Raw genomic sequence first — 25,439 nt, forward strand, 5'->3', positions numbered from 1 at the left:
CATAGTCACCAGAGGGATTGATTGTGATTCTATATAAGTGTTTCGAGAGTCGGCGATACTACCTCGCTCAGAGAGGCGCTGTACGGTGGTTTTTCGACAGCGGGGGCACCGATATTTATATTCTTTCTGGAGCGCCACGTGGCGAGAACGGACGCGAACGCCCGGCGTGTACCGGCAGATGGGGACGAGCGAGGGAGGGGAGCCGTCGCGATCTACGTCCCTCAGCTCGATTCCGAGGAGCCAGGGAAGCGGTGGTACTGCAGGCCCTGGTGTTTCATCTCGTTGTGGCGCTCCTCCAAGAACGAGTAGACCGCGCCGTGTGGCGCACCGTCCAGCAACATCTCGGCGGCGCTGCGAACCGCGTCGACCTGTTCGGGCGTGCCGATGATGCCGAGCGTCGAGCCGTAGATGACGACGTCCGCGCCGGTGAGTTCCTCCATGAGTTCGCGCGTGCGGCCGCCCTCGCCGATGAGCCGTCCCTTCTTGCGCTTCATGTCGTTCTTGTTGCGCGAGGCGGCGTCGATGTCGACGACGTCGAACAGCATCATATCGTCCTCGAGCAGGCGCAGAGCGGCCTCCGGCGGGAACCCCCGACCGATCGCACGGACGATCTCCGGCCCCTTGAGCCCGCGCACGGGATCGCCGACGGTCTCGACGGCGACGGAGCCGTTCTCGGAATCGATGTCGAGTCGGACCTCTGCCTCGGCCTCGATCTCGCGCATCGTCTCGCCACCCTCGCCGATGAGAACGCCAATACGGTCCTGCGGAATCTTCACGTGCTGCATACCCAACGATACTGGCTGCGTCAGGTTAAGGCCTTGGTCCGCTAGTCGTCGCTGCAAACTGTCCTCTCTGCTCAAGACCGTATCCGCTCGAGAACACCACGAAAGCCCCTGCCGACGTCGACGGCTGCGACTCGCTGCGCCCCTCACTTCGTTCGTTGCTTGCGTCGTCTCGCTCGTCGACGTCGGCAGCCCCTTTCATTCCCACCCCGCGGTGGCCAGACCGACCAGCCGACACGGGTGGGAATGAAAGGGGCTGGCGCTATCCGGGAAGACGGACGACGTAAGCACTGGAGAGGCGAGCGCAGCGAGCCTCGAAGCGCGCAACGAGTCCACCGACCGGATAGCGCCAGGGGCTTTCGTGGTGTTCGTCGCCGCCAAAAGGCAACTTCACCCTCGAAATCCACCAACATCGGACGAATCACTCGAGTACGGATCGGAATCGCACGGATTCCGATAGCGTATCGACGATGGCGACGGTGCGGTCGTCGTCGGAGCGCGCGAGGACGTGGGCACCGGGGTTGATCACCGTCGTCCGACCCTCCTCTGCGAGTTCGCGCTGGTGGTGGTGGCCGTAGCAGACGAAGTCGTAGGTCTCGCCGGCGGCGATAGCCTCGACCTCCTCCTCGTGCTCGCCGTGGAGGACGGCGAAGGAGAGGCCGTCGAACTCGAGACTGGCGAAGCGGCCGTGAAGTTCGCTCTCGCCGCCCAACGCGTCGAAGGCCGCCTGGAGGTTCGCGACGTCGCCGTCGTTGTTCCCGAGGACGCCGTGGAGTTCGAAGTCGCCGAAGTAGTCGATCATCAAGGGGGCGACGAAATCGCCGCAGTGGACGACGACCTCGACCCCTTCCTCCTCGAAGATCTCGACGGCGCGTTCGATGGCGTCGACGTTGTCGTGCGTGTCGGAGACGATCCCGATGTTCATACGCGATGGGGCGACTGCGAGCACCAAATGCGTTCGGGAGGCCGACAGGTTTCCGGTCGGCCCGAGCCGATCGGTTCAGTCTCGGCGCTCGAGCGACGGTACGCCCGCACGTTCGAGCGCCCGCCGTCGCTCGCCGTCCGTGAGCCGGTAGGGCTCGAGTTCCGCCTCGAGATCGCCCAGCGCGTCGCGGCGACGCTGGTGCTCGGCGAGGAAGTCGGTAATGCGTTCGATCGCGAGTTCCTTCAGTTCGCCGCTGAGCAGGTCGCCCGACCGGTAGTCGGCGGCGATGCGCTCGAGGCGGTCGTCGTCTTCCTCGAAGAAAAAGCGCAGATACTGGAAGGGGACGTCGACGGACGGATCGCCGCCGTGCTCGCGGTGGGCCTCGAGGCTGGCGCGACCGCCCGTGTAGGCGTGTTCGCGGATCGTCTCGGCAACGGTCTCCGGGTCGTCAGTGAGTTCGATCGACGGCGCGTCGCCGGAGGAACTCATCTTGCCCGGCCCCTCGAGACTCGGGAGGAATCGCCCGAGCAGAGCGCCGGGTTTCTCGACCGGCAGGGCCTCCTTCGCCGCGACGTCGCGACAGACCCGGACGTGCGGGTCCTGATCGACGGCGATGGGGACCAGCGTCGGCTGACGCCCTCCGACGAGTTGCGGGAGCAGCAGGTGGGTCGCCTGCACGGCGGGGTAGAACTGCAGGCCGACGGTATCCTGCTCGCCGTAGACGGCCTCGACGGTCGCGGGCGTGAGGTGGTTCGCGAGGCGGACCGCGAGCGGATAGATCACGTCAGCGTCGGCGGTGTCGACGACGATCCGCGTCCGCCCGGGATCGAAGCCCACCGCGAGCACGTCCCGGAGGTTCTCGCGGGTGTGCGCGCCGATCGACGCGAACGACTGGTCTTTCGCGAGGAACTTCTCGTCGTCCGAGAGCGGCACGTAGACGGTCGCGCCCGTCGCCTCCTGGAACCGCTTCGCGAGGTACAGCGGCAGGACGTGCCCGAGGTGCATCGGTCCGGAGGGGCCGCGGCCGGTGACGAGCGCGTGCGGGTCGCCGGCCGCGGCGGCCTCGAGGTAGCGATCCACGTCACGCCCGGCGTAGAACGTCCGCCGCCGGAGCAGCGGGTGGTCGGGGAAGCGGTCGATCTGCCCGTCGGTGAGGGGTTCCGCGCCGAAGCGCTCGAGGAGTTTCCCGTAGTCGACCTCGCCTTCGACGGCGTAGGGGGTGACGACGAACTCCTCGCCATCATCGCGGTGCACGTCGGGGCCGTTGCGATCGTCGGTCGTCGAATCGGTACTGCCTGCGTCGGTGTCGTTGGTCGTGTCGTCGGACATTCGTCTGGATCGCTGGGTGGCTCTCGAGCGAGACCTCGAGCCGCGAGAACGAAGGGAGCGCCCGTCGCCACGACCGACGGGTTAGGCCGCGTCGCCCGCCGCGACGACACTGTCCGCTCTCGAGGGGGGCTGCCAGCGCCACCGGCGCTCGAGAGCGGCCGACATCGTACGCGGCCGTTGGAACTCCTGCGACAAGAGCGTTACCGTCGGCTCAGTCCCGCGACGGGTCCGGTTCGGCCTCGGTGACGAACTCGAGCAACTCGTCGGCGTCGGTCTCGAGACCCTGCCGGGCGAAGAAACTCGCGACGTTCTCACAGTCGCGCTCTAAGAAGTCGCGGCTGTTGGGGTGGTGTACCGTCACGGCCTGCCCGAGGTCGATGATCACGAGTTGGCCCTCGTCGAAGACGACGTTGTACTCGCTCAGGTCGCCGTGGACGATTCCCGCCGAGTAGAGGCGGCGCATGTACTCGCGCATGACCTCGTAGGCCGTCTGGGGGTTCTCTATCTGGACCTCGCCCAGGCGCTTGGCGCGGCCGTCCTCGTTGCCGATGTACTCCATCACGAGGACGTTGCGCTCGGACGCGATCGGTTCCGGGACGCGGACGCCGGCCTTCTTCGCCCGGCGGAGATTTGCGAGTTCCTTCTTCGTCCAGGCGAGGACGACGTCTTTCTTCTTCCCACCGAGGCCCTCGAACCGGGGGTCGCCCTCGAGGTAGTCGCGCATCTGCCGGAAGTTCGAGGCGTTGATCCGGTACACTTTGACCGCGACCTCGCGGTCGTCGCCCAGCGCGTGGTAGACGTTGGCCTCCTTGCCCGTCGACAGCGGGCCGCCGAAGGCCTCGACGTAGCCGTCCTGCACAAGTTTGTACAGCGCCGCGAAGGTGGCGTCGTCGAACACCGACTGCTCGACCTTGAACTGGTCGGCGTCCTTGATCCGCTCCTGGAACTGGTTGAACTCGCGGTCGCGCTTGCGGGCGATGCGGTCGGCCTCGGTGTCCGAGACGTCGATCTCCTCCCACTCGTCGCCGGGCGTCTCGGCCTCCTCGAGGTCCACGAGTCCGAATTCTCCCTCTCCCATCTACCCGCGCCTACGGGGTGCGAGCGGGTAAAGACTGGGTACGGTTCACGTCCCGACGCAACGGACGCGCCCCACGGCTGCAGGCTTATTTCGCTGCGTCCCGTAGCCGCGGACCATGTCAGGACCGTCCGATCGACCGACTCGGAGCCGGGTACGATGACCGACCACGAGATCACCCTCGAGTGGCGCGACGGCCGCACGGAGACCGTGACGGTCTCCCCGCGGGAGTCGGTGCTCGAGGCGGCCCAGCGGACCGGCGTCCGATTGCCGTACGACTGCCGAAAGGGGACCTGTATCACCTGTGTCGGCCAGGTGCTCGAGGTCGAAGGTACGGACGATGATTCCGATACCGACGGGGCCGACGGGTCGGCACGGCCTTCCTCCGCGGACGCGTTCACCTACCGGCGGTCACCCGCGGCGCTGACCGACGACGAGCAGGCCGACGGCTACGTCCTGCTGTGTATCGCCGTGCCGCGAGCCGACTGCCACGTCAGGGTCGGTCCACAGGTGCGCTCGGAAGTCGGTGATAGTCCCTGGAGCTGAGAGTCCGCGAAGCGATAGCACCAACTGAAACGAGCTCCATGCCGATCGGGCGGCATTCGGTCGATCGATCGTCTCGAGGCTGCTCAGTCTCCGCAGCCAACCGTCCCGTATCGGTCGAACGAGAACCGGTTGCTGCAGCCGTTCGGGCGCTATCGATGTACTGGAGGGTAGAATACGTGCGAGGCGACGGTACCGACGAACGACTTCGACTACGAGCGCTTATCCAGCGGTCGCTCGAGGGCCCATACCGATGAAGACGAGTGGCCAACGTCGCACGACCCACAGACGGATTCTGAAACGACAATATTTCCCGGCGAGTTGACGTACGACGAAATGATATCGGTAATCGAGTTCCCGATCGGAAACGGCCACCACGGAACAGACAGGGGAGAACTGATGTACGATGGTTTCGAGTTCCAGCAGTACGGTAGTGGTCAGTCGTCGGAATCCGACGCTCGGAGTCGTCCGATCAGCCTTCCCTACGAAACTGGTCACGTGAGGTGTATCTACCATGTCTGTCAGGATCAGCTACGAGATCGCGGACGAAGTCATTGATACCGAGGACATCAGAGGCGGATATCGGATCGATGTCGACGGCCGCCGCATCAACCGATACGGAAACGAAGCCGCGTTCGAATCTCCGCTCCGGTGGAAGCCCGAGTATGCGGGCGAGTACCTCCACACTGAATTCATCGACCTGCTGTCGAAGACGACGCGGATCGCCCGAGGGAAACTCGCGATGTACGAACCTGTTACCTGTCGATTTAGCGGCACAGTCAACGAATTCGTCTTCGAGATGCTCACGGAGACACACCTCAGGATCGCGTATCGAATTTCGACCGATTCGAAACCTGCCGGTGACGTTCTTCCCGACCCCGAAAGTGCTCGCGGGTACGTTGTCACGGCGGCGGAGTTCTGCTCCGAAGTCCTGCGAGCCACAAGCGCATATTTCGACGAAATTTCTGGGTATCCGATCGAGTTCGGTCACGAGTACCTCGAAGAATTCGAAGAAAAACTCTCCGCGCTCGAAACGGCGCTCGAGAACGTCGACGAGTGAGTCGTTCTCGAGTACGACGGAGTATCGATGTCGACCCCGAATCGACCGACGGTTACGTGGGTGCGGTGCTGTCGTCAAACGTATTCCACTTCTGGCGAAACGAAAAATCCAGCGAGTACCGCGCCGAGACGGGCATCGACTTCGAAGACCGCGAGCATCCCGACTGGGACATGCCCGTGCCCGCCTTGCCGACGGACATCCATACGAGTTTCTAGCGGAACTCTTCGCAATGGAACGAGTCGGGACGGACATCTCGGGGAACCTCGAACACCAATACGAGCAGCTATTTGATCTATGACTGACGACGATCAACCAAACGATGAACGTGAGCCCGAACCGACAGATGTACTCGAAGAAACGGTAAAAGGACAACGAGATTCCATTGAATCCGCCAAAAAAGACCTGGGGTCTGAAGAAGATACCGAAACGAATGATGGCTGTTGTGAAGAGTGAACGATGCCGACGCAGGATGAACGAGTGGATCGGCCGGAGATTGAACTTGCTAACCGACTGAACGATGATCTACTCTAAACTGCTGAGACTCCTGCTGACGAAACAAGAGGTAGATATGTATGACCACTGTAAGATATGATGGAAGAACGTTGACGATCGAGGATACGACGGTTAGCCTCCGACATCCTGTAAAGGAAGCGACTCGAGTTAACGACGTAGTCGTGGTGCTACTCGACGTCCCGACCGGAACGATAGATAATCGGAACGTCATCGGAGTCTCGGAAAACGGAGCCCGGCTTTGGGAAATAGAACCGATCAGTGACGATCCAACTGCAGACCAGCCATACGTGGATTTGTCCAAAGAGAACGGTGGAATTTGGGTTGTAAACCCGATTGGAGCGCGATGCCGAGTGGACGTAGCGACGGGAACTCTGGTCGAAAAAGAAATAACGCGGTGATGGACGATCTCACAGCAGCCGATCAAGGAGTAACGACCTCGTCTGTAACGCTGGTGGCACGATTACGAGCGGTTCGTGACGACGGGTACACTCGCGTCCGTCGAGTAGCCGCCGGCGTTCGCAGCGGAAAACGGAGGGAGTCGACCCGAACGGGCAGGGAAACGGAGGCGGGCGGGAAGGTACGTGATCGGGTGCCTGTGGACTGCCGAGTCGGCGGTGGGTAGCGATGATCGGTCGGGGCGTGCGGTCTCTGCGCGACCGCACCCGACGTTTGGCGGGGAGTTATAATAAACGGACCAACCGGCTCCAGCGTACTGGGAATCGCCGAAGGCAGGTCGTTCCGGTGTCGAATCCCCCCGTTCCCGATCGACGCGGATTCGACGGCTCGGGGCCGTCCGCCGCGGGCGACTGGCTAACCCCAGTAACGTTAACGGGGCCGCGACGAAACTCTCGAGCAACGAATGTCGCTCACCCACGAGGACGCGGACGAGAACCCGTATCTCCGGGAGCCGCCGACCGACTTCCAACCGGTCGAGGAGCTCTCGGCGGAGGACGCCCGCGAGCAAGTTGAGTTGCTCCGCGAGGCGATCCGCGAGCACGACCGCCGGTACTACGTCGAGAACGATCCCATTATCGCCGACCGGACCTACGACGCGCTCTTCTCCCGACTGCAGGCCCTCGAGGACGCCTTCGACCTCTCGCATCCGGACAGCCCCACCCGGAGCGTCGGCGGCGAACCGATCGACGCCTTCGAGACGGTCGAACACGTCGCGCCGATGCTCTCGATCGACCAGAGCGGCGAGGAGACGGACGTCCGCGAGTTCGACGACCGCGTGCGCCGCGAAGTCGGCGCGGTCGACTACGTCTGCGAGCCCAAGTTCGACGGCGTCTCGATGGAGTTCGTCTACGAGGACGGCTCCCTCGAGCGCGCGGTCACCCGCGGCGACGGCCGCGAGGGCGACGACGTGACCCGGAACGCCCGCACCATCGGCTCGGTGCCCCAGCAACTCCACGGCGACCACCCCGACTTCCTCGCCGTGCGGGGCGAGGTCTACATGCCGAAAGACGCCTTCCAGGAACACAACCGCGAGCGGATCGAACGCGGCGAGGAGCCGTTCGCCAATCCCCGGAACGCGACCGCGGGCACGATCCGACAGCTCGATCCCTCGGTCGTCGCCGAACGGCCGCTGCAGGTCTTTTACTTCGACGTCCTCGAGTCCAGCGAGCCGTTCGACTCCCACAGCGACGCGCTCGAGCGCTTCCCCGAGTGGGGACTCCGGGTGACCGAGCACGTCGAGCGCGCGGCGGATATCGACGCGGCGATCGACTACCGCGACCGGATGCTCGAGCTGCGGGACGACCTGAACTACGAGATCGACGGCACCGTGATCAAGGTCGACGATCGCGAGGCCCGCGAGGAACTCGGCCGGACGGCGCGTCACGACCGCTACGCCTTCGCCTACAAGTTCCCGGCTCGCGCGGAGGTGACGCCGATCGTCGACGTCGCCGTCCAGGTCGGTCGCACGGGCCGGCTGACGCCCGTCGCCCTCCTCGAGCCGGTCGACGTCGGCGGCGTGACGGTCTCACGGGCGAGCCTGCACAACCCCGAGGAGATCGCCGAGAAGAACGTCGACGTCGGCGACACGGTCCGCGTCCAGCGCGCGGGCGACGTCATCCCCTACGTCGAGGAGGTCGTCGAAAAGGGGGCGGAGAACGAACCCGAGAGCCACTACGAACTCCCCGATCACTGTCCCGTCTGTGGCAGCGCCGTCGAGCGCGACGGTCCCATCGCCTTCTGTACCGGCGGGCTCGCCTGCGACGCGCAGCTTCGACGGTCGATCGAGTACTACGCCGGCGACGACGGCCTCGACCTCGAGGGGCTGGGTGAGAAGAGCGTCCGGCAGCTTGTCGATGCCGGCCTGCTCGAGTCCGTTGCGGACCTCTACGAACTCGAGCGCGAGGACCTCACTGCGCTCGAGGGCTGGGGCGCGACGAGCGCCGAGAACCTGTTGCACGAACTCGAGGAGAGCCGCGAACCGCCGCTTTCGGACTTCCTCTCGGCGCTCGGGATTCCCCACGTCGGGCCGACGACGGCCCGCGAACTCGCCCGCGAGTTCGGCACGTTCGAGGCGTTCCGCGAAGCCGCCGAGAACGAACCCGAACGGCTCGAGGAGGTCGACGACGTGGGCGAGACCGTCGCCGACCAGATCCACGAGTTCTTCACCAGCGAGGCCAACGCCGAGGCGGTCGACGCCATCCTCGAGCACGTCTCGCCCCAGGAGTCGGCCCTCGAGTCCGGCGGCGACGAACTCGAGGGGCTGACCTTCGTCTTCACGGGGTCGCTCGAGGGCGTCACTCGCGGCGAGGCCCAGGAGACCGTCGAGGCCCACGGCGGGTCGGCGACGAGCAGCGTCTCGGGGAACACGGACTACCTCGTGGTCGGCGAGAACCCGGGACAGACGAAACGCGACGACGCCGCGGCGAACGACGTCCCGATGGTCGACGAGGACGAGTTCCGGGAACTGCTGGCGGAGTACGGGGTCGACCTCGAGTGACCGTCTCGGTCTCGGTGGCGGCTGTTCCGCGCGACCGACTCAGCCGCGTCGATTGAGGAGCAGGACGACGGCGATTACGGCGGCGACGATGCCGATCATCGTCGGCAGGAATCGACCGTCGCCCCACTCCCAGCCGAGGAACTGGGTCCCGACGATCGCGACGAGCACGACGGCGAGTCCGACCGCGGTTCCGATCGAGGCCGAGTCTCGACCGATGGAGTACGTCATACAAAAGTGTTGAACGCACAACAACTAAAGAGTAACGTCCGCCGCGCCTCGTGGCGTCACTAGAGGCGCTCGTGTCGACGTCGTTCGCTCTCAATCTCGGCGGGAACAGCGACAGACGCTCGCACTCGTATCAGCGACAACGTTCACTCGTCGGAAACGGTGGGGTGGTAGAGACGACGAGCAGGTATGTCTCGAGTTGGCGACGGTCGCTCCGATCGCTCTCACGCCTCGGCGGGCAGTCGGTCCGCGACCGCCGCCAGCGACTCGAGCCCCTGCACCTCGCCCTCCCGTTCGGGCAGCGTCACGACCTCGAGGTCGGGAAACGTCTCCCGGATCTCCGCGACCCGCTCGAGGTGTCGCTCGTGCCGTGACCGACAGCGCGAACACCCCTCCTCGGGGTCCTCGAAGACCCGATTCACCACGAGTCGGTTGACCCGAACCTCGGCCTCCCGGAGCGTCTCGACGAGGCGTTCGGACTCGGCGATGGCCATCCCCTCGGGGAGGAGAACGACGCGAAACTCGGTGCGCTCGGGATCGATCAACAGGTCGCGAGCGCGCTCGAGGCGGTCGCGAAACGCCTCGAGGCTCTCTTCTTCGTCGTCGCTCCCGGTTCCGAGCATCGACATCGGACCGAGGACGGCGGTCCGGGCGGCGTTGCCGATCCGCCTGGCCTGGCCGCGCAGCGACTGGGCGGTCTCGAGGGCCAGTCCCATCACCTCGGGCATGTCGAACAGCCGGAGGGTATGACCCGTCGGCGCGGTGTCGAAGACGACGACGTCCCAGTCGCCCTCGTCGACGTACTCGACGAGCAGGTCCAGCGCGGCGATTTCGTCGCTGCCGGCCGGTGCGCCCGAGGCGAACAGCCGGCGGACCTCCTCGTCGTCCAGTCGAATGCCGGCACTGCGGAGGTCCGTCGCGAGTGCTCGTGCCAGGTTTTCGTACCGGTCCGCCCGTGCGTCGGGGTCGATCTCGACGGCCCAGAGGCCGCCGTCGGTGTCGTCGGTGGCGACGGCATCGGAACCGGTCCCGAGTTGCCGCGGCTCCGGCCCGAGATCGGCCTCGAGCGAATCCGACAGCGAGTGAGCGGGATCGGTCGAGACGACGAGGGTTCGCCGGCCCGCCGCGGCGAGGCCGACGGCGGTCGCCGCCGCACAGGTCGTCTTGCCGACGCCGCCCTTGCCGCCGTAGAACAGGCATCTGGTCATCGACCGCGCGTACCACGCCGAGGCCCTAAGCTTTCGACGCGTCTGCGTCAGATCTCCTCGTCGGGATCGTACTGCTCGGCGGTTCGCTGGGCCTCCGACGCGTAGCGCTCCCTGGTTTCCTCGTCCGAGACGGGGCTCAGGTCCTCTTCCGGAACGTCGACCGCGGCCGTCACGGCTGATCCGGTGCGAAGCGCCACCGACGAGCGCTGTCGTTGCTGGTAGCGAGAGCCGTCCGTGGTCGCGTAGACCATCGTCACTGTGTTTCGCGTATCGACGTCCCGTTCGACGAGCCAGCACCGAACCGTCGAGTCTGACATGGACGTCGATAGGGTATCGACGACCGAGAACGTACCGGATCGGCGGTGAAACGACCACGACGGACAGTCCGGCGACCACGACGTACTTGTACGTCCGTGGTACAGTGAGGACCGATGGAGTGGACCCAGCGCGTCGACCAGTTGCTCTACGACGGGGAGACCGAACGGCAACGGGTGTCGGTCGGGCCGGCGACGGTCGTCGTCACGAGCCACCGGGTTCTCGTCTTCAGGCCCGACGGCAATCCGCGATTTCGGGAGGTCGACCGCCCGAACGTCGGATCGGTCGGCGTCGAGTCCCGCGGCCGGCTTCGGCACCTCGTCTGGGCGACGATCCTCGGCCTGCTCGGCGTCGGCGGCGCGCTCGCCGCGACGCTGTTTAGCGTCGCCGACCTCGTTCCAGGGCTCCGGATCGACGGCGGGACGGGCGAGGTCCCCGGCGGCGATCCAACTGGCGACGTTTTCGGCGCACTCGAGACGCTGCTGACGCTGATCGATCTCTCGATCGCGGCGTTCAGCCTCGTCTTGCTCCTGGTGGCCGTCGTCTTGCTCGTTCGCTACGTCGTCTCGCGCTCGCGGCGACTGGTGATCGAGGTCCACGGCGACGAGACCGTCGAACTCCCGCTCGAGCGGACCGCACAGGGGGTCGTCTACGACCTCGAGGACGCAATTCAGCCGGGCGGTCCTGGTGGGACGGCCGTCGGAGCGGGACTGCACAGCGACGCGACCGACCGCGGAGCCGACGATTCGAGTCCGGACCCCATCGGTTCGGGTCGGTTCGATCCCGACGGAATCGGGTCGCGATCCGACGATCCGGTCGTCTCGCGGGGCGACCGCCTCGACTCGTCGAATGCGGAGGGTCCGACCACTGCCGACCGCGGCGGCGAGCAACGGACGGCTTCGGGCGTCGATACCGAGGACTCGCCGGGCGGTTTCGCCACCGACGGTCGGGCGGACGCGGTCGGGCCACGGGCGTCCGAACAGCCGTCGTTCGACGGGGAGACTTCCGACCCGTTCGACGATCGAGACGATCGCGAGGAGACGACTGACCCGTTCAGCGAGAGGGACGACCCCGAGGCGGCCACCGACCCGTTCGACGGTCAGGACGACGGGTTCGGAGACACGCTCGAGGACGACTGGCCAGCCGACACCGATCCACGCAATCCGTTCGGAGAGTCGGCCGCCGACGACGGGTTCGAGACGGGGACTGATGACCCGTTCGACGCGGAGGCGGACGACGAATTCGAGTCGCTCGAGGACGGTCCCTTCGACGAGACGAGCACGGTCGACGAGGTCACGCTCGGGCCGGACGAGTTCACCGTCGAGACGGTCGGTCCGGTCGAGGAGTCGGCGAGCACCGATTCGACGGACGAACCCGACGGCGACGGTCCAGCCGATTCGGAGGGCGGTGAGCTGTCGGCGGACGATGGCGACGGCGACGCGGATCGGATCGACCTCGCGGAGTCGAGCGATGCGGACGAGGCAACCGAAGATCCGGACGAGGCGATCGAAGATGCGGACGAGGACGACGAGGATACCATCGACGATGGGAGTCCCGAAACCGACGTAGGCGACGAGGGAACGTCCGGCGATTCCGAAGGCGGGTAAGGTCCTCGAGGGGAGGGACTGGTACCCGGTACGTCAGGCTCAAAGTCGCTGACTCCCTAGGCCCGCTGATGAACGCCGAGGGGGTTCGCGAACGCGCACGATCGTTGCCGCGGGAGCCCGGCGTCTACCAGTTCCGGGACGACGGAACGACGCTGTACGTCGGGAAGGCGGTCGACCTCCGGGACCGGGTGGCCTCGTACGCCGATCCTCGTAGCGCTCGCATTCGGCGGATGGTCGACCGGGCCGACGAGATCGAGATCGCGGTCACCGACACCGAGACCCAGGCGCTGTTGCTCGAGGCGAACCTGATCAAGCGCCACCAGCCCCAGTACAACGTTCGACTGAAGGACGACAAATCGTATCCGATGGTGCAGTTGACCGAGCACGAGGCCCCGCAGATCGAGATCACGCGCGATCCCGACGAGTCCGCGACGGTGTTCGGCCCCTACACGAACAAGGGGACCGTCGAGACGGTCGTGAAGGCGCTGCGGGAGACCTACGGCGTCCGGGGCTGTTCGGATCACAAGTACGCCGACCGGGAGAGACCCTGTCTCGACTACGAGATGGGCCTCTGCACGGCCCCCTGCACCGGCGAGATCGACCTCGAGAGCTACGCCGAGGACGTCACCGCCGTCGAGCGATTCCTCGAGGGCGAGACGGGCATCCTCGCGGACCCGCTGCGCCGGGAGATGGAGGCCGCCGCACAGGACAAGAACTTCGAGCGCGCCGCCAACCTCCGGGACCGTCTCGAGACCGTCGAGGCCTTCCACGGCGAGGGCGGGGAGGCCGTCCAGGCGGTGAGCGACGAGCGCGCCGTCGACGTCCTCGGGGCCGCTATCGAGGGCGGCGACGCGACCGTCGCCCGCCTGCGCGCCGAGGACGGCAAACTCGTCGACCGGGACCGACACACGCTCGAGGCACCCGGGGCGAGCGTCGAGGACGCCACCGGCGTCGAGGCGGAAGCGGGCGGCGTGCCCGCCGTGCTCGCGGCCTTCATCGTGCAGTATTACGCCGAGCGCGAGTTGCCCGACGCCCTCTTGCTGCCCGAACGCCACGGCGACGACGAGGTGGCGGCCTGGCTCGAGGCCGAGGGCGTCTCGGTGCGCGTGCCCGGCGCGGGGCGGGAGGCCAAACTCGTCGACCTCGCACTGAAAAACGCCCGGCGCAACGTCGGCGGACGCGACGAGTGTGGCATGCTCGCCGACGCGCTCGGGATCGATTCGGCCCGCCGGATCGAGGGGTTCGACGTCAGCCACGCGCAGGGGAAGTCCGCGGTCGGTAGTAACGTGACGTTCGTGGACGGCACCGCCGAGAAGGCCGATTATCGCCGGAAGAAGCTCACCGACCAGAACGACGACTACGACAACATGCGCGCCCTGATCGAGTGGCGCGCCAGCCGCGCCGTCGAGGGCCGGGACGACCGGCCCGACCCCGACCTGCTGTTGATCGACGGCGGCGAGGGACAACTCGAGGCGGCCCGGGACGCGCTCGCGGACGTGGGCTGGGACGTGCCCGCCATCGCGCTCGCGAAGGCCGAGGAACGGGTCGTCACGCCCGACCGGGAGTTCCGGTGGCCGGACGACGCGCCACACCTCCACCTCTGCCAGCGGGTGCGCGACGAGGCCCACCGCTTCGCGGTGCAGTACCACCAGACCGTCCGCGACGAGGTCAAGACCGTGCTGGACGACGTTCCGGGCGTCGGCCCCGAGACCCGCAAACGGCTCCTGGGCCGGTTCGGCAGCGTCGAGAACGTCCGCGAGGCCAGCCTCGAGGACCTCCGGAGCGTGCCGGGCGTCGGCGAGAAGACCGCCGAGACGCTCAAATCACGGCTTTGACGCGGATAGATTCTCGCCCCGGATCGAAGCTGTCGTCGAACGGGGAACCGACCTGCGACCGAACGTCGGCAGTACCGATGTTGTGAATACAGCGGCTATCCGTATCGGGACCAGTGACCTCGAAATACGGATACGACAGTGATCGATCGGGCCGCTCTCATCCGCGATGGATCAGTCCCTGTATCCGGTTTCGGACCTCGTCGGCGGAGTCGTACGTTTCGTCGTCGATCGGGGCGAGCACGTCGTCGATGGACTCCCACCCTCCCTGTGTTTCTACCTCTCGGTCGCCGTAGGCCGTCACCAGTTCCTCCGTCGTCGTCGGATACTCGTGGGTTTCGAGCGCCTCGTCGAGGCCGCCGAGTTCCTCGCCAGTGTCGTCGCGTTCCGGCTCGGCTTCGTCGGTTCGGTCGATCGCCTCCTGAAGTTCCCGCTCTCGTTGGCGTCGCTCTTCGTCGTCGGCTTGCTTGTCTCGACCCTTTTTGGTGTCTGCCATCCTCCGCTCTACGGGAGCGAGCGGAATAACGCTTGGGCGCTCGGTGGTCTGGTCTCCTCTCGTGGACTCCGAACGGTGCTACTGATCAGGTGATCCGCGTACGTCGAGCACGAACGACCGCCGTCGATGACTCCCGTGGCGGTTCTCAGAACTTCCCCGTCGCGACCATCCAGTAGCGGACGCCGAGGTAGGCGATGACGACCCCGAAGGTGCCGGCGATCAGGTAGTCGCCGGCCGTCGCGGCCGACCCCAGCGCGATCGTACAGAGCGCGATGCCGACGACGTACATGTACCGCAGCCGGTCCCGATCCATACCGCGGCCTTCGGCGGACGCGACAAAAACCTGTCCGCTCGAGTCGGCCCGGTTGTCGGTCCGCCCGCCCTCCATCGCGTGCGGTCGCAGTCCCGCGTCCGGCAGCGATCAGGCGAACGCGAGGTCGTCGCTCGTCGCCACCTCGCCGAACAGCCAGTCGGCGTGATCCAGGGCGTACTCGCGGTGGTCCTCCTCGATGTAGCCGATGCAGTCCTCGACGAGGATCGGCCTGAAGTCCCGCAGGCCGGCGCTGCCCGCGGTGTGGAGCACGCAGACGTTCGCGAGCGTGCCGCAGAACACCAGATCGCGGATGCCGCGGGCGTTCAGCCACCCCTCGAACTCCGTCTTCTGGAACGCGTCGTAGGTGTGTTTCTCGACGACGTGATCGGCGTCCTCGACCGGCAGTTCCTCGACGACCTCGGCCTCCCAGGAGCCCTCGAGGACGTGTTCGCCCCACTGCTCGAACTCGTCGTAATAGTAGGCGTCCTCGAACTGTTCGGGTGGGTGGACGTCCCGCGTGTAGACGATCGACGCCCCCGCCGCGTCGGCCCGCGCGACCAGGTCGCCGATCGGGTCGATCACGTCCTCGCTGCCGGGCGCGTACAGCGAACCGTCGGGGTGACAGAAGCCGTTTTGCATGTCCACCACCACCACCGCCGTCTGTTCGGGCTCGAGATTCATACGCGAGGGTTCGGGCTGGATCGTAAAAACGTTCGTGACGCCCCCACACGCGGTCCGCAGTCGGGAACGGTGTCTGCGGGTCGCGATCCGGTACCGCCCGGCTGTTGGATCACCGATCTTTTTGGTGTGCCACCCCTACTGGTTGGCAGTCACGAACATGCAACGCAGTCGGAGACAGGTTCTCGCTGGCGTTCTCGCGGTCGCCGTGGTCGCCCTCCTCGGCGGTGCGGTCGTCGGAACGGCGCTCTCGCTCGGCCCGGTCGGTGACGCGAACGTCGGGTCCGACCACCGGCCCGACGAGCCCTCCACGAGCGAGACCGTCGGCTACGTCGAGGGGTACTGGTACGACGACGAACTGCCCGTAGACGACCGCGACGGTGCCGTCCTCGAGGAGAGCGAACTCGAGCCGGCCGTCTACCGCTCGATGGCCCGCGTCGAGCAGGTCCGCGGGCTCACCTTCGAACGGGCGGTTCCCGTCGACGTGGTCTCTCGCGAGGAGTTCCAGGAGGAGGACGACGCTCTCTTCGCGAACCTGAGTCGCGACGAGCGCCTCCAGGAGAACGTCAACTTCGAGGCGCTCTTTATGGTCGATCGGGACACCGACGCCGAGGACGAGGTCGAAGCCCTCTACGGCGACGCCGTCGGCGGGTACTACGATCCCGCGACCGAGGAGATCGTCCTCGTCTCGGAGAACCCCGAGACGCCCGAGACCGACGAGGTCATCCTCGGCCACGAACTCCACCACGCGCTGCAGGACCAACATTTCGACCTCGGGAGCTTCGACCGCGAGACGATCGACGAGGACGCCGCGAAAAACGGGCTGATCGAGGGCGACGCCACCGCCGTCGAGAACGAGTACGCCCAGCGCTGTGCCAGCGAGTGGGACTGTCTCGAGCCAACGACCACGCCCCAGACGCCGACCGGGGTCAACTGGGGGATGATGCTGATCGTTACCCACCCTTATGAGGCGGGTCCGGACTACGTCGACTACCTCCGTGAGACCGGCGGCTGGGAGGCAGTCGACGCCGCCTACGACGATCCGCCGGCGAGCAGCTCCGAAGTGATCCGGCCCGGCGAGGAGCGCGAGCCGGTCGACGTCGACGTCGCGGACCGCTCGAGCGCCGAGTGGCAGCAGTTCGAGATCGACGGCGAGGTCGCGACCGAGACGGCCGGCGAGGTCGGGATGGTCTCGATGCTCGCCGCCGGCGCGCTGGATCCCACCAAGCCGTCGGTGATCGACGAGTCGGCGCTGGTCAACCCGGACCTGAGTACCGACTACGACCACCCCTACACGGACGGCTGGGCCGGTGACGAACTCGTCACGTACGTCCACGAGGACGCGGCCGCGGCCGAGACGACCCGCGACGCGCTCGACCACGCCGGCTACGTCTGGCAATCCGAGTGGACGAGCGAGGCAGAGGCCGCGGAGTTCGTCGACGGCTACCTCGAGTTGCTCGACATCCACGATGCTGACGCGGTCGACGATCGCGAGGACACCTACGTGATCGAGGAGGACTACCCCGGGGCCTACGCCATCGAGTACGAGGACGAGACGGTGACGATCGTCCGCGCACCGTCGGTCGACGACCTCGAGGCCGTCCACGAGGGCGTCGGCCCGACGGGTTCGGACACCGTCGCCGAGATCGACGCCGACGCCGAGACGCACGCGGACGGAGAGTCCGACGAGAGCGACACGGCCGACGATGACGACGCGGCAACAGACACAGCAGAGGACGGCGACGCCATCGGCACTCCGGGCTCGATCGTGCTCACCGCCGGCGTCGTGCTGGGTACCGCAGCAGCGTTCGTGGTCTTCCGCGGCGGCCGCGGGGGACGCTCGGCGGATCGCTGAGCCGTTCGCGGGCGACGACCGAGACGAGTAGCTTTTTCCTCGTCGGCGGGAAATCGAAGATATGTCAACTCCGTTCGGTACCGTCCCCGACGAGGCGATCCTCGAGGGGTCAGCGACGGACGCCTACTTCGAGCGCACCCGGGCGACGCTCGAGCACGCGGGGAAGAACCCCCGCGTCGTCGCCGAGGTGACCGCCGACCAGTTCCCGACCGGTGCCTTCGAGGTGTTCACCGGCGTCGAATCGGTCGCCCGGCTGTTCGAGGGCCGGTCCGTCGACGTCGACGCCTTGCCCGACGGTCAGCTGTTCGACGGCGGCCCCGTCTTGCGCATCGAGGGGCCGTACCTCGCGTTCGCGGAACTCGAGACGGCCCTGCTCGGCCTGCTCTCACAGCCAAGCGGCTTCGCGACCGCCGCGCTCGAGGCGCGACTGGCCGCGCCGGAGTCGCTCGTGCTCTCCTTCGGTGCCCGACACGTCCATCCCTCGATCTCCTCGGTCGTCGAGCGAGCGTCGCTGCTGGCCGGCCTGGACGGCTTCTCCCACGTCGCCGCGGGTGAGCTGCTCGAGCAGGAGCCAAGCGGGACGATGCCCCACGCGCTCATGTTCTGTTTCGGCGAGGGAAACCAGGCCGAGGCCTGGCGGGCGTTCGACGAGGCCGCGCCCGAGGAGACCCCCCGCATCGCGCTGGTCGACACCTTCTGGGACGAGAAAAGCGAGAGCCTGCTGGCCGCGGAGACGCTCGGCGAGGATCTGGACGGCGTCCGCATCGACACGACGAGTTCGCGCCGGGGCGATTTCCGGCACATCATCCGCGAGGTTCGCTGGGAACTGGACGCACGCGGCCACGAGGACGTCGACATCTTCTGCAGCGGCGGTCTCGGCCCGGAAGAGCTTCGGACCCTGCGGGACGTCGCCGACGGCTTCGGCGTCGGGGGACACGTCACCAACCGTTCGCCGATCGACTTCAGCCTCGACATCGTCGAACTCGAGGGCGACCCCACCTCCAAACGGGGCAAGCTCTCGGGGGTCAAGGAGGTGTATCGCACGCCCGACGGCGGTCACCACGTCGCCCTCGCCGACCGCGACGGACCCGACGACGGACGGAACCTGCTCGAGCCGCTGGTCCGCGACGGCGAGGTCGTCCGCGAGTTCGACCTCGAGGAAGCGCGCGAGCGCTGTCTGGCCGACGCCGAGGCGGTCGGCTTCGACGACAGCTGGGGCTGATCGACGACGCTTCTTCTCGACTTACTGGCGTCCGTTCGCCCGTCGATCGGTCTCGTCAGCTGCTGCCCCGGGCGTCGATCCGAACGGACCCAGGAACACGCGACTGAACTGGCCGACCAGTCGTGCAACGGCGTTACAGACCTGCAGCGAGACGACCAGCACCAGCAGACCGACGAGTGAGAGCCCGGCCGCTCGCGGCAGCGACGTGCCCGCCGACGCGACGACTCTCACTGCGGCCTCGAGGCCGACGAGCAGCTGGTTCCACGCGATATCGAACAGCACGACGCCGACCGGTTCCCCGAGCGCGTCCGCGAGGTGGGCCGTCCGGTCGTAGTACAGCGGTGCCGCCAGCAGTCCCACGCTGCCGGCCAGCAGCGTCGAGACCAGGGCCAGCGCGACGGCTCCGACGAGCGCTTTCGTGGCGAGAAAGCACAGCACCATGTACGTCCCGATCCCGAACACGAGCGCGCGGAGCCGCTCGCGCTCGTCGTCCGGCTCGAGGAACGGGTAGCCGGGGGAGGGGATCTCGACGCCGAGGAGTCGGCGTGCGGTCGCCCGTTCGAACGCGGCGAGGACGTGGGCGGTCCCCAGCACGGACAGCAGAATGGGGACGCCGACCAGGACGACCGAGAGCACGAGTCCGAGCGTGAGGCCGCCGATCAACATGACCGGATAGAGGACGCCGAGCGGAATCGCGAGCAGGAGATAGAGGAGGTGCAGCCAGCTCTGCGGGCGTATCGATCGACCGATCGTCGACAGCAGGAGCCGTCCACCGCCGCCGCTGAGTCTGGAGGCGTCGCGTTCGGATTCCACAGGTACGTCGAAACGCCCGCAGCCGACCGACATAAGCGTGGCGAGGACACCTCGGCTTTGTACGTGGCTCTCTCGAGCGTGGCGACGATATTGGTCCCATTATGCGCTAGCAAATCCCCCAATTTATCCCCGACCGTTCCGTACAGATCACCAATTCGTGGTACCAGGGGTCGAGGAAAAAAGGAGACGATGATTGAATCCCGTGATGCCTGAAGAAAACAGCGGAATCGAAGAAGGCGTCGAGTGGTTAGACGATATTGGCCAGGAGTACCCAGTAGTTTACCTGATTTACGACTTCGTAATCCCTTTCGTGGCTGTGATGCTCATGTGGGTTATTGGTGTCATTCCATTCGAGCATGCATTTGTATCCGCCTCCGCATTTTCTTTCACCTACACCTTCACAAAGCCGAGAAACATAGATGTGCTAAAAAATATGGTGTAAGACACCCCCGTCGGAGAGAAGAATCACATCGATATTCACATTTCGGCGGCGACTCGAGGGCTGTCAGGCACCGCTCTCGCCTCGATCGAACGTCGTAGGTCGAGAACGCCGATCGAACGTCGACGTCTCATCCCACTTCTCGTCGGCTCGAGTGGCCGCCGACGCGCTGCCGCTCAGACTTCTTCGATGCTGCCGTCGGCTTCGCGCTCGCGGAAGACCTGTCCTTCGAACAGCGTGACGACGACGTCGTCGTCCTGCCAGGAACCCGGATTCAGTTTCGCCTTCCGGCAGGTGCGATCGAGGTACTCGCGTTCGCTCCAGCCGTTCTCGACGGGGACGGTGGGGTAGAGCCACCCTCCTTCGCCGCCGTCGATGGCGACCCCGTGGGTGCCGATCTCGAGGTCGGAGAGCGGATCGTCCGTGAGGAGGACGTTCCTGACGGTACAGACCGAGACGGTGAGATTCGGGAGCTCCGAGGGACGCACTTCGGAGCCACAGGAGTCCTCGCTCGCGGCTTCGATCGCCGCGTCGACGATGACGTGCCCGAGTTGCTCACCCGATCGGTAGCCGCCCGCACACCCCCGCAGGCTTCCCCGGCCGCGGGTCGACTCGAGGCGGACGAACGCGCCCGTTCGCTCGTAGAACGCCTCGCGCATACTGCCCGGTTGTTCACGTTGCCCGTGTTCCACGTAAGATTCGACGGCTTCGCGCGCGAGTTCGACCGCGCGTGCGCCGTCTTCGTAGGAGAGGTCGACGCCCTGTCGCTGGGACATACACCTGTACATGGGGGTTGTGCTCCTAAAACGCTTCCATTCGTTTCGAGGCTCGAACCACACCACGACCGAGGGACTTATTCGCCGAGAACTCCTACGTGAATCGGGAGAGAGAGCCCGGCTGCCGCGATGGCCGCGCCGGCAACGGCGCGGTCACCTAACGTGGTCCCTCTCGAAGAGATGCACCACGCCCAAACGTTGGGCACCTCGAAGAGGTGGCCAACGCCCGCGAGGAAAGTCCCCCCACCTGTTCGGGCAGGTGACCGGACGCAAGTCCGGAGCGGGAGACCGCTGGCTCTGGAACAGAAACGACACGTCTCGGCCCGACCGATGATGCGCGCGAACCCGACCGAGAGGAAGGGGAGTAAACCCGCCGAGGACGTGTGGTCGACGTCCGCGGTTCGAAACCGCGAGTGACGCTCGGCGTCGCTGACCACACACAGACGGCCGAGGATCGATGGAACGGCGAACCCTCACCGGTGCAAGTCCGCGCCGTGGTAGCCCGAACGCCCCGCGACCCTCACGGGTCGCGGACGGCGCGGACGCTCAGCCGAATGCCGGGACGAACAGAAGGGGGCTTACTCCTCTCACCCGTTTTCACGCTCTCGAGCCGCTGCTATCGCTTCTTCCGTCCGTCTCGAGGCGTTCGGACGCGTTCGATACCAGCCCACCCATCCCACGGCGACGAGGCCGGTCGGCACGAGAGTAGCGACCACGAGGGCGGGGACGTGTCGCCGGAACGGATGAGCGACCGGTTCCGACGCGAGCGTCGCGACGGCGACGACGGCGATCACGGTCGTCCCGGTCGCCACGAGCAACCCGTTCTCGTAGGAGGCCGACCACGACGGCAGCCATCCCTCGCCTCGCCGGGCAGCGGGGACGACCGTCGCGAGCGCAGCCCCTGTCGCCCCCGTCAGCAGCGCGACGGCAAAGTCGGTCGTCAGCGCGACCTGTCCCGCCCCGAGCGCAGCGACCGCGAGGGGAGCGATCCCGAGCGTCGCCGCCATGACGGGGCCGCCGTTCGTCAGGGCGTACGCGACCGGTGCGACCAGCATGTAGAGGACGGCAGCGGCGATCGCCAGTGCCCGGATCTCGTCGTGGACGATGACCGCGATCCAGGTCGCCGGCACGGTTTCTTTGAGGACGACGCCGGACGTCACGAGTCCGAGCAGGACTACGACCGATCCCATCGCGACGGCCGTCTGGCGTGGGTCTCGCCCCAACAGCGGCGAATCGAGACGGGAGGTATGGTCCCTCGAGCGGCTTTTACGGCCCGTCGCTGTCGGGTCTCTTGTTTCCGTCTCGACGTGGTCGTCGGCTCCGTGAGGATCGTCCGTTTCGAACTCGGCAACTGCGCTGGAGTCTCGAGCAGTTGCGTCGGTGTCGGATTCCTCGAGGGCGGTACCGCTCTCGTCGTCGCTCACGGCCGGATCACCGTTACGAGTCCATCGTGGTCGGGACTGCTCTCGTTCTCGAATCGAAGTTCGTTCGGGGAGACCGCCCAGCCGACGTCGGCGTACTTCGCGCCGATCAGTTCCTGCGTGCGCTCGTAGGAGGCGATTCCGTGTTTCGGTGCCGCTGGCGTATCCTGGTGTGCTTGCATCGAGACGTAACCGTCGAACTCCCAGCAGCGGACGTGGTGACGGCCGAAGCCGCCGTAGTACGTCTGTGCCGCCGTCTCGTGCTGGCGTTCGTACGTTTCGCTCCTGACGTCGTACGCGAACCGGGCGTACTCCTCGAAGGTCGTGAGCCAGCCGTCCGACCGCAACACGTCGACGACGTCCTCGAGCGTCCGATCGCTATCGTGGAGGTCGAACACGACGTTGATCGGGGACGTCGGCGTGAAGCCGTCGCTGCTCGGCCGGTACTGCCAGAGCGCGAACGGCGTCTGGCTCTCCGACGAGACGGTCTCGGTCGGTTCGATCCCTGCGGGCGGATCGACGCCCGGTTCGGCCTCCGGATCGGGTAACGCGGACAGCCCACCGACGGTCGCGAGGCCGACCGCACCCAGTTTGGTCAGAAATCGTCTCCGTCCTCCCACCATTGGCGGGAGCCACTCGGCGATGTTATTTATAATTGACTAGTTCTAATTGGAACTTATCTATTTGGGACGATTATCGGGCGACGGATCCGGAGTACGGCGAACGACGGATGCCGTCCGCTTAGTCGAAGTGCGCCACCACCCGCGGGACGCAGCCGACCCCGGGTTTCGCGTACTCGCAGTGGCCCTCGACCGACGCGGTGACGTCGACGTCGGCGTAGTTGTCGGGCGTCGAACTCTCGTCGTCGAACCAGCCGCCGGAACAGTCCGCGCCGCCACAACCGAGACCGCTCGAGAGCGACTGCAGGTCGTAGCCGTAACAGACGTTGTCGTCGTTCTCCGAGTGGTAGTTGTACACCGCCTCCGCGCCGGCTTCGATCCCGTACGCGAACTCGCCGTCCCGGCAGACCGCGTCGTCGTCCGCCGCCGTCCCGAGTAGCGCCACCGTCTCCAGGGTTGCGTCGTCCAGCGCGGGCAGCGTCTCGAGACAGACCCGACCGCCCAGCGAGTGACCGACCAGCCGCACGGTCGTCCCCTCGAGGTCGATCCGATCCGCCTCGAGCCAGGCGGCCAGCCGCCGTCCGGCCGTCTCGCTTTCGCCTTCCGCACGCCAGTAGTTGGGGGTGTCAGCCTCCCAGGAGGCCGCCAGCACCGGCGCGTCGTAGCCCTCGTCCGCGAGCGCCCGCTCGAGGGTGTGGGCCTGATCGGTGCTGGTCTCGAGGCCCAGCCAGCCGTGGACGAAGATCACCACCTCGTCGCTATCCTCGACGGCGTCGGCGTTCACCGCCGTCGGATTGCCCGTCGTGAGATCGATCTCGGGGTACTCCGCGGGGGCCTCGAGCCAGTCGTCACAGCCCGTGAACCCCGTCGCGGACGCCGAATCGGTCGTCGCGCCGAGACCCGCGACGCCGGCGCTCGCTCCCGCGACCGATCCGAGCAGGCGGCGTCTACCGACTCGAGTCGGGTCCGCCTCGTCGCCATCACCGTCCGTTCGTGCGTTCCGTTCGCTCACGGTTCGAGTGCGGACTCGAGGGGAGTAGGCTCCCGGCAGGCAGCTTCCGGTGCTACGAGAGCACGAGCAACTCCGCGGTGTCGTCACCCTCGAACCGGCCGACGTCCGTCGTCACGAACAGTTTCCCGTCGGCCGCAGTCACGTAGTTGACGTCGCCCGTCTCCTCGCGTTCGAACCGCTGTTCTCCGATGCGAAGCGAGCGGATTCCGTAGCCGCCGCCGACGTCGAGCGCCCGGAGTCGATCCCCGCCGACGTACACCGTATCACCGACGAGTATCGGCGGGTTCCGGGACGTGTGTCCGATATCCGCACGCCAGCGTTCGTCCCCGTCGTTCGCGTCGAGCGCGTACAGCGTCGACCCTGAACGGGCCAGCAGGCTCCGATGACCGACTGCGAGCCCGTCGTTTCCGAACGCACTGAGTTCCGTTCGCCACTCGCGTTCCCCGCTGATATCGAAGTAGGTGATCGATCCGTCGTCCCCCGCAACCGCGACGCCGTGGCCGCGTCGACGGTCGTCCGAGGTGAGGACGATCGGCGCACTCGAGATGCCCGCTTCGATCGTCCGTCGCCACTCGACCCGGCCTTCCCAGCGACTGATGCGGTGCAGTTCGCCACCTCTGGTCGCGACGAACAGCCAGTCGGCGTACTTCGCGAGCGCGTAGCGTGCGATTCCCAGCAGTTCCTGTTCCCACAACTCGTCGCCGCTGTCAGCGTCGAGTGCGTAGGCTGCGTTGCCGGCGGCCACGTAGACGCGGCCGTCGTCGGTGTCGGTGACGACCGGTGAACTCCGGCTGATAGGGTAGTCGAGTTGGACCGACCAGTCGACCTCGCCTGACTCGAGGTCGCGGGCCGTCAGTACCTCGCGTTCGGGGACGTAGACCGTTCCGCCGAACACCGTTGGCGCGCCGTTGTAGGAGTAGACGTCGTTCTCGGGATCGATCGACCAGCGCCGGTCTCTCGTCTCCCTGTCGAACGCGACGACGTCGAGACCGGTGTTCACGACGACCGTGTCGTCGGTCACGATCGGTTCACCCATCGCCGTGGCCGACTCGAGGTCGACGCGCCACTCGACGTCCGGTTCGTCCCGCGGCGCGACGCCGTCGGGGATCGCTCTCGAGTTTCGCCGGTCGGCACCGACGGTCGACCACGCGTAGTCGTCGTCCGTTCCCGGTTCGTCGGTACGACTACCGAGACAGTCGGCGACCGCCGCGGTACTCGCGGCTCCGACCCCGAGGAGGACGTTCCGTCTAGAGGGCATTCGGATCGAATTATCGACGCATCGAAGTGAATTTTGTGGTTCGGCCCTCGCGTCGAAATTTTCGACCCGAGCGTGCGTCCGACCACGGCGACCTCGAGCACCGTCCCGCTGTTCACGGCTACGCCGTTCGTTTCCCGTGGCGCTACCGTGTCACGCTTTGCTCGTCGTC

The 25,439-nt window shown here is 66.4% G+C and carries 25 protein-coding genes, 1 other RNA gene and 1 pseudogene; 11 read left to right on the top strand and 16 right to left on the bottom strand.

Features of this window, described 5'->3' with window-relative positions; translation table 11 throughout:
* Positions 1-221: 221 nt before the first annotated feature.
* The 4 genes from TX79_RS17930 to rio1 form a co-directional block, all read right to left on the bottom strand.
* Positions 222-785, bottom strand: coding sequence for a KH domain-containing protein (locus TX79_RS17930; protein WP_049929015.1), 564 nt, complete (start codon positions 783-785; stop codon positions 222-224).
* Positions 786-1,203: 418 nt separating this feature from the next.
* Positions 1,204-1,707 carry a YfcE family phosphodiesterase gene (locus tag TX79_RS17935; RefSeq protein ID WP_049929017.1) on the bottom strand — a complete coding sequence of 168 codons (504 nt, stop codon included), beginning with the start codon at positions 1,705-1,707 and terminating at the stop codon, positions 1,204-1,206.
* A 75-nt stretch (positions 1,708-1,782) separates the two neighbouring features.
* Complete coding sequence (locus tag TX79_RS17940) at positions 1,783-3,036, bottom strand: tryptophan--tRNA ligase (RefSeq protein WP_049929018.1); 1,254 nt, start codon at positions 3,034-3,036, stop codon at positions 1,783-1,785.
* A 211-nt stretch (positions 3,037-3,247) separates the two neighbouring features.
* Positions 3,248-4,114: a serine/threonine-protein kinase Rio1 gene (gene rio1, locus TX79_RS17945; RefSeq protein ID WP_049929019.1), complete on the bottom strand. Its 867-nt coding sequence runs from the start codon at positions 4,112-4,114 to the stop codon at positions 3,248-3,250.
* Positions 4,115-4,270: 156 nt separating this feature from the next.
* Between rio1 and TX79_RS17950 the strand changes: the two genes are divergently transcribed.
* The 5 genes and pseudogenes from TX79_RS17950 to ligA all read left to right on the top strand — a co-directional run bounded on the left by TX79_RS17950 (position 4,271) and on the right by ligA (position 9,180).
* Positions 4,271-4,657 carry a 2Fe-2S iron-sulfur cluster-binding protein gene (locus TX79_RS17950; protein ID WP_049929020.1) on the top strand — a complete coding sequence of 129 codons (387 nt, stop codon included), beginning with the start codon at positions 4,271-4,273 and terminating at the stop codon, positions 4,655-4,657.
* Between the two features lie 511 nt (positions 4,658-5,168).
* A complete protein-coding gene (locus TX79_RS17955) occupies positions 5,169-5,714 on the top strand; it encodes a hypothetical protein (protein ID WP_049929021.1) in 546 nt (181 codons plus the stop codon).
* Positions 5,715-5,749: 35 nt separating this feature from the next.
* Positions 5,750-5,914 (top strand): annotated as a pseudogene (locus TX79_RS19125) (selenium-binding protein); the annotation flags it as partial.
* A gap of 94 nt (positions 5,915-6,008) precedes the next feature.
* Positions 6,009-6,167 (top strand): hypothetical protein, encoded by a 159-nt coding sequence (locus tag TX79_RS19485; protein ID WP_154660587.1) that lies wholly within the window; start codon positions 6,009-6,011, stop codon positions 6,165-6,167.
* 919 nt (positions 6,168-7,086) lie between these two features.
* On the top strand, positions 7,087-9,180 hold the full coding sequence (ligA, locus tag TX79_RS17960) for an NAD-dependent DNA ligase LigA (protein ID WP_049929023.1): 2,094 nt from the start codon (positions 7,087-7,089) through the stop codon (positions 9,178-9,180).
* Positions 9,181-9,219: 39 nt separating this feature from the next.
* Here the strand turns inward: ligA and TX79_RS17965 are convergent, their stop codons facing one another.
* From TX79_RS17965 to TX79_RS17975, 3 genes are all read right to left on the bottom strand, one after another.
* Positions 9,220-9,408, bottom strand: coding sequence for a hypothetical protein (locus tag TX79_RS17965; protein WP_049929024.1), 189 nt, complete (start codon positions 9,406-9,408; stop codon positions 9,220-9,222).
* A gap of 221 nt (positions 9,409-9,629) precedes the next feature.
* Positions 9,630-10,613 (bottom strand): ArsA family ATPase, encoded by a 984-nt coding sequence (locus TX79_RS17970; RefSeq protein WP_049929026.1) that lies wholly within the window; start codon positions 10,611-10,613, stop codon positions 9,630-9,632.
* 47 nt (positions 10,614-10,660) lie between these two features.
* Entirely contained in the window at positions 10,661-10,930 is a 270-nt protein-coding gene (locus TX79_RS17975) for a hypothetical protein (RefSeq protein ID WP_049929027.1), read from the bottom strand.
* A 114-nt stretch (positions 10,931-11,044) separates the two neighbouring features.
* On the opposite strand from TX79_RS17975, the gene TX79_RS17980 reads away from it, so the two are divergent.
* Positions 11,045-12,535 (top strand): hypothetical protein, encoded by a 1,491-nt coding sequence (locus TX79_RS17980; protein WP_049929028.1) that lies wholly within the window; start codon positions 11,045-11,047, stop codon positions 12,533-12,535.
* Positions 12,536-12,603: 68 nt separating this feature from the next.
* Positions 12,604-14,370 carry an excinuclease ABC subunit C gene (locus TX79_RS17985; protein ID WP_049929029.1) on the top strand — a complete coding sequence of 589 codons (1,767 nt, stop codon included), beginning with the start codon at positions 12,604-12,606 and terminating at the stop codon, positions 14,368-14,370.
* A 157-nt stretch (positions 14,371-14,527) separates the two neighbouring features.
* Here the strand turns inward: TX79_RS17985 and TX79_RS17990 are convergent, their stop codons facing one another.
* From TX79_RS17990 to TX79_RS18000, 3 genes are all read right to left on the bottom strand, one after another.
* A complete protein-coding gene (locus TX79_RS17990; protein ID WP_049929030.1) occupies positions 14,528-14,863 on the bottom strand; it encodes a DUF5789 family protein in 336 nt (111 codons plus the stop codon).
* A gap of 145 nt (positions 14,864-15,008) precedes the next feature.
* Positions 15,009-15,176: a hypothetical protein gene (locus TX79_RS17995; protein ID WP_154660588.1), complete on the bottom strand. Its 168-nt coding sequence runs from the start codon at positions 15,174-15,176 to the stop codon at positions 15,009-15,011.
* A 108-nt stretch (positions 15,177-15,284) separates the two neighbouring features.
* Positions 15,285-15,857 (bottom strand): cysteine hydrolase family protein, encoded by a 573-nt coding sequence (locus TX79_RS18000; RefSeq protein WP_049929032.1) that lies wholly within the window; start codon positions 15,855-15,857, stop codon positions 15,285-15,287.
* Between the two features lie 157 nt (positions 15,858-16,014).
* On the opposite strand from TX79_RS18000, the gene TX79_RS18005 reads away from it, so the two are divergent.
* Both TX79_RS18005 and TX79_RS18010 read left to right on the top strand, forming a co-directional pair.
* Positions 16,015-17,709 carry an Hvo_1808 family surface protein gene (locus tag TX79_RS18005; protein ID WP_081655641.1) on the top strand — a complete coding sequence of 565 codons (1,695 nt, stop codon included), beginning with the start codon at positions 16,015-16,017 and terminating at the stop codon, positions 17,707-17,709.
* 61 nt (positions 17,710-17,770) lie between these two features.
* Positions 17,771-18,931, top strand: a complete 1,161-nt coding sequence (locus TX79_RS18010; protein WP_049929034.1) for a nicotinate phosphoribosyltransferase — start codon at positions 17,771-17,773, stop codon at positions 18,929-18,931.
* Between the two features lie 21 nt (positions 18,932-18,952).
* Here TX79_RS18010 and TX79_RS18015 read toward each other — a convergent pair whose 3' ends face one another.
* A complete protein-coding gene (locus tag TX79_RS18015) occupies positions 18,953-19,744 on the bottom strand; it encodes a sensor domain-containing protein (RefSeq protein ID WP_049929036.1) in 792 nt (263 codons plus the stop codon).
* A gap of 205 nt (positions 19,745-19,949) precedes the next feature.
* On the opposite strand from TX79_RS18015, the gene TX79_RS18020 reads away from it, so the two are divergent.
* The gene (locus TX79_RS18020) at positions 19,950-20,186 is read left to right on the top strand and encodes a hypothetical protein (RefSeq protein WP_049929037.1); all 237 of its coding nucleotides are present in this window, start codon (positions 19,950-19,952) and stop codon (positions 20,184-20,186) included.
* A 173-nt stretch (positions 20,187-20,359) separates the two neighbouring features.
* On the opposite strand, the gene TX79_RS18025 is transcribed toward TX79_RS18020, so the two are convergent.
* A complete protein-coding gene (locus tag TX79_RS18025; protein WP_049929266.1) occupies positions 20,360-20,959 on the bottom strand; it encodes a TIGR00296 family protein in 600 nt (199 codons plus the stop codon).
* A gap of 209 nt (positions 20,960-21,168) precedes the next feature.
* Here TX79_RS18025 and rnpB point away from each other — a divergent pair.
* Positions 21,169-21,548, top strand: an RNA gene (gene rnpB / locus TX79_RS18870) — RNase P RNA component.
* On the opposite strand, the gene TX79_RS18030 is transcribed toward rnpB, so the two are convergent.
* The 4 genes from TX79_RS18030 to TX79_RS18045 form a co-directional block, all read right to left on the bottom strand.
* Positions 21,547-22,149, bottom strand: a complete 603-nt coding sequence (locus tag TX79_RS18030; RefSeq protein ID WP_154660589.1) for a hypothetical protein — start codon at positions 22,147-22,149, stop codon at positions 21,547-21,549. The two genes, rnpB and TX79_RS18030, sit on opposite strands and share 2 nt — an antisense overlap.
* Positions 22,150-22,379: 230 nt before the next feature.
* Complete coding sequence (locus tag TX79_RS18035) at positions 22,380-23,003, bottom strand: hypothetical protein (protein WP_081655643.1); 624 nt, start codon at positions 23,001-23,003, stop codon at positions 22,380-22,382.
* Positions 23,004-23,121: 118 nt separating this feature from the next.
* Complete coding sequence (locus TX79_RS18040; RefSeq protein ID WP_049929039.1) at positions 23,122-24,012, bottom strand: esterase/lipase family protein; 891 nt, start codon at positions 24,010-24,012, stop codon at positions 23,122-23,124.
* A gap of 52 nt (positions 24,013-24,064) precedes the next feature.
* The gene (locus tag TX79_RS18045) at positions 24,065-25,270 is read right to left on the bottom strand and encodes an outer membrane protein assembly factor BamB family protein (RefSeq protein ID WP_049929040.1); all 1,206 of its coding nucleotides are present in this window, start codon (positions 25,268-25,270) and stop codon (positions 24,065-24,067) included.
* Positions 25,271-25,439: the final 169 nt, after the last annotated feature.

Origin of the sequence: Halopiger goleimassiliensis, assembly GCF_000455345.1 — an archaeon.
Taxonomy (GTDB): Archaea; Halobacteriota; Halobacteria; order Halobacteriales; family Natrialbaceae; genus Halopiger_A; species Halopiger_A goleimassiliensis.

Excerpts from the sequence above, each read along its gene's own strand:
- TX79_RS17965 (WP_049929024.1), bottom strand. The coding sequence starts at position 9,408 with ATGACGTACTCCATCGGTCGAGACTCGGCCTCGATCGGAACCGCGGTC.
- TX79_RS18030 (WP_154660589.1), bottom strand. The coding sequence starts at position 22,149 with ATGGGATCGGTCGTAGTCCTGCTCGGACTCGTGACGTCCGGCGTCGTC.
- TX79_RS19485 (WP_154660587.1), top strand. The coding sequence starts at position 6,009 with ATGACTGACGACGATCAACCAAACGATGAACGTGAGCCCGAACCGACA.
- TX79_RS18000 (WP_049929032.1), bottom strand. The coding sequence starts at position 15,857 with ATGAATCTCGAGCCCGAACAGACGGCGGTGGTGGTGGTGGACATGCAA.
- TX79_RS17935 (WP_049929017.1), bottom strand. The coding sequence starts at position 1,707 with ATGAACATCGGGATCGTCTCCGACACGCACGACAACGTCGACGCCATC.
- TX79_RS18010 (WP_049929034.1), top strand. The coding sequence starts at position 17,771 with ATGTCAACTCCGTTCGGTACCGTCCCCGACGAGGCGATCCTCGAGGGG.
- ligA (WP_049929023.1), top strand. The coding sequence starts at position 7,087 with ATGTCGCTCACCCACGAGGACGCGGACGAGAACCCGTATCTCCGGGAG.
- TX79_RS17995 (WP_154660588.1), bottom strand. The coding sequence starts at position 15,176 with ATGGATCGGGACCGGCTGCGGTACATGTACGTCGTCGGCATCGCGCTC.
- TX79_RS18045 (WP_049929040.1), bottom strand. The coding sequence starts at position 25,270 with ATGCCCTCTAGACGGAACGTCCTCCTCGGGGTCGGAGCCGCGAGTACC.
- TX79_RS17930 (WP_049929015.1), bottom strand. The coding sequence starts at position 785 with ATGCAGCACGTGAAGATTCCGCAGGACCGTATTGGCGTTCTCATCGGC.
- TX79_RS17950 (WP_049929020.1), top strand. The coding sequence starts at position 4,271 with ATGACCGACCACGAGATCACCCTCGAGTGGCGCGACGGCCGCACGGAG.
- TX79_RS17990 (WP_049929030.1), bottom strand. The coding sequence starts at position 14,863 with ATGGCAGACACCAAAAAGGGTCGAGACAAGCAAGCCGACGACGAAGAG.
- TX79_RS17985 (WP_049929029.1), top strand. The coding sequence starts at position 12,604 with ATGAACGCCGAGGGGGTTCGCGAACGCGCACGATCGTTGCCGCGGGAG.
- TX79_RS17975 (WP_049929027.1), bottom strand. The coding sequence starts at position 10,930 with ATGTCAGACTCGACGGTTCGGTGCTGGCTCGTCGAACGGGACGTCGAT.
- TX79_RS18035 (WP_081655643.1), bottom strand. The coding sequence starts at position 23,003 with ATGGTGGGAGGACGGAGACGATTTCTGACCAAACTGGGTGCGGTCGGC.
- TX79_RS18025 (WP_049929266.1), bottom strand. The coding sequence starts at position 20,959 with ATGTCCCAGCGACAGGGCGTCGACCTCTCCTACGAAGACGGCGCACGC.
- TX79_RS17940 (WP_049929018.1), bottom strand. The coding sequence starts at position 3,036 with ATGTCCGACGACACGACCAACGACACCGACGCAGGCAGTACCGATTCG.
- TX79_RS17970 (WP_049929026.1), bottom strand. The coding sequence starts at position 10,613 with ATGACCAGATGCCTGTTCTACGGCGGCAAGGGCGGCGTCGGCAAGACG.
- TX79_RS18020 (WP_049929037.1), top strand. The coding sequence starts at position 19,950 with ATGCCTGAAGAAAACAGCGGAATCGAAGAAGGCGTCGAGTGGTTAGAC.
- TX79_RS18005 (WP_081655641.1), top strand. The coding sequence starts at position 16,015 with ATGCAACGCAGTCGGAGACAGGTTCTCGCTGGCGTTCTCGCGGTCGCC.
- rio1 (WP_049929019.1), bottom strand. The coding sequence starts at position 4,114 with ATGGGAGAGGGAGAATTCGGACTCGTGGACCTCGAGGAGGCCGAGACG.
- TX79_RS17955 (WP_049929021.1), top strand. The coding sequence starts at position 5,169 with ATGTCTGTCAGGATCAGCTACGAGATCGCGGACGAAGTCATTGATACC.
- TX79_RS17980 (WP_049929028.1), top strand. The coding sequence starts at position 11,045 with ATGGAGTGGACCCAGCGCGTCGACCAGTTGCTCTACGACGGGGAGACC.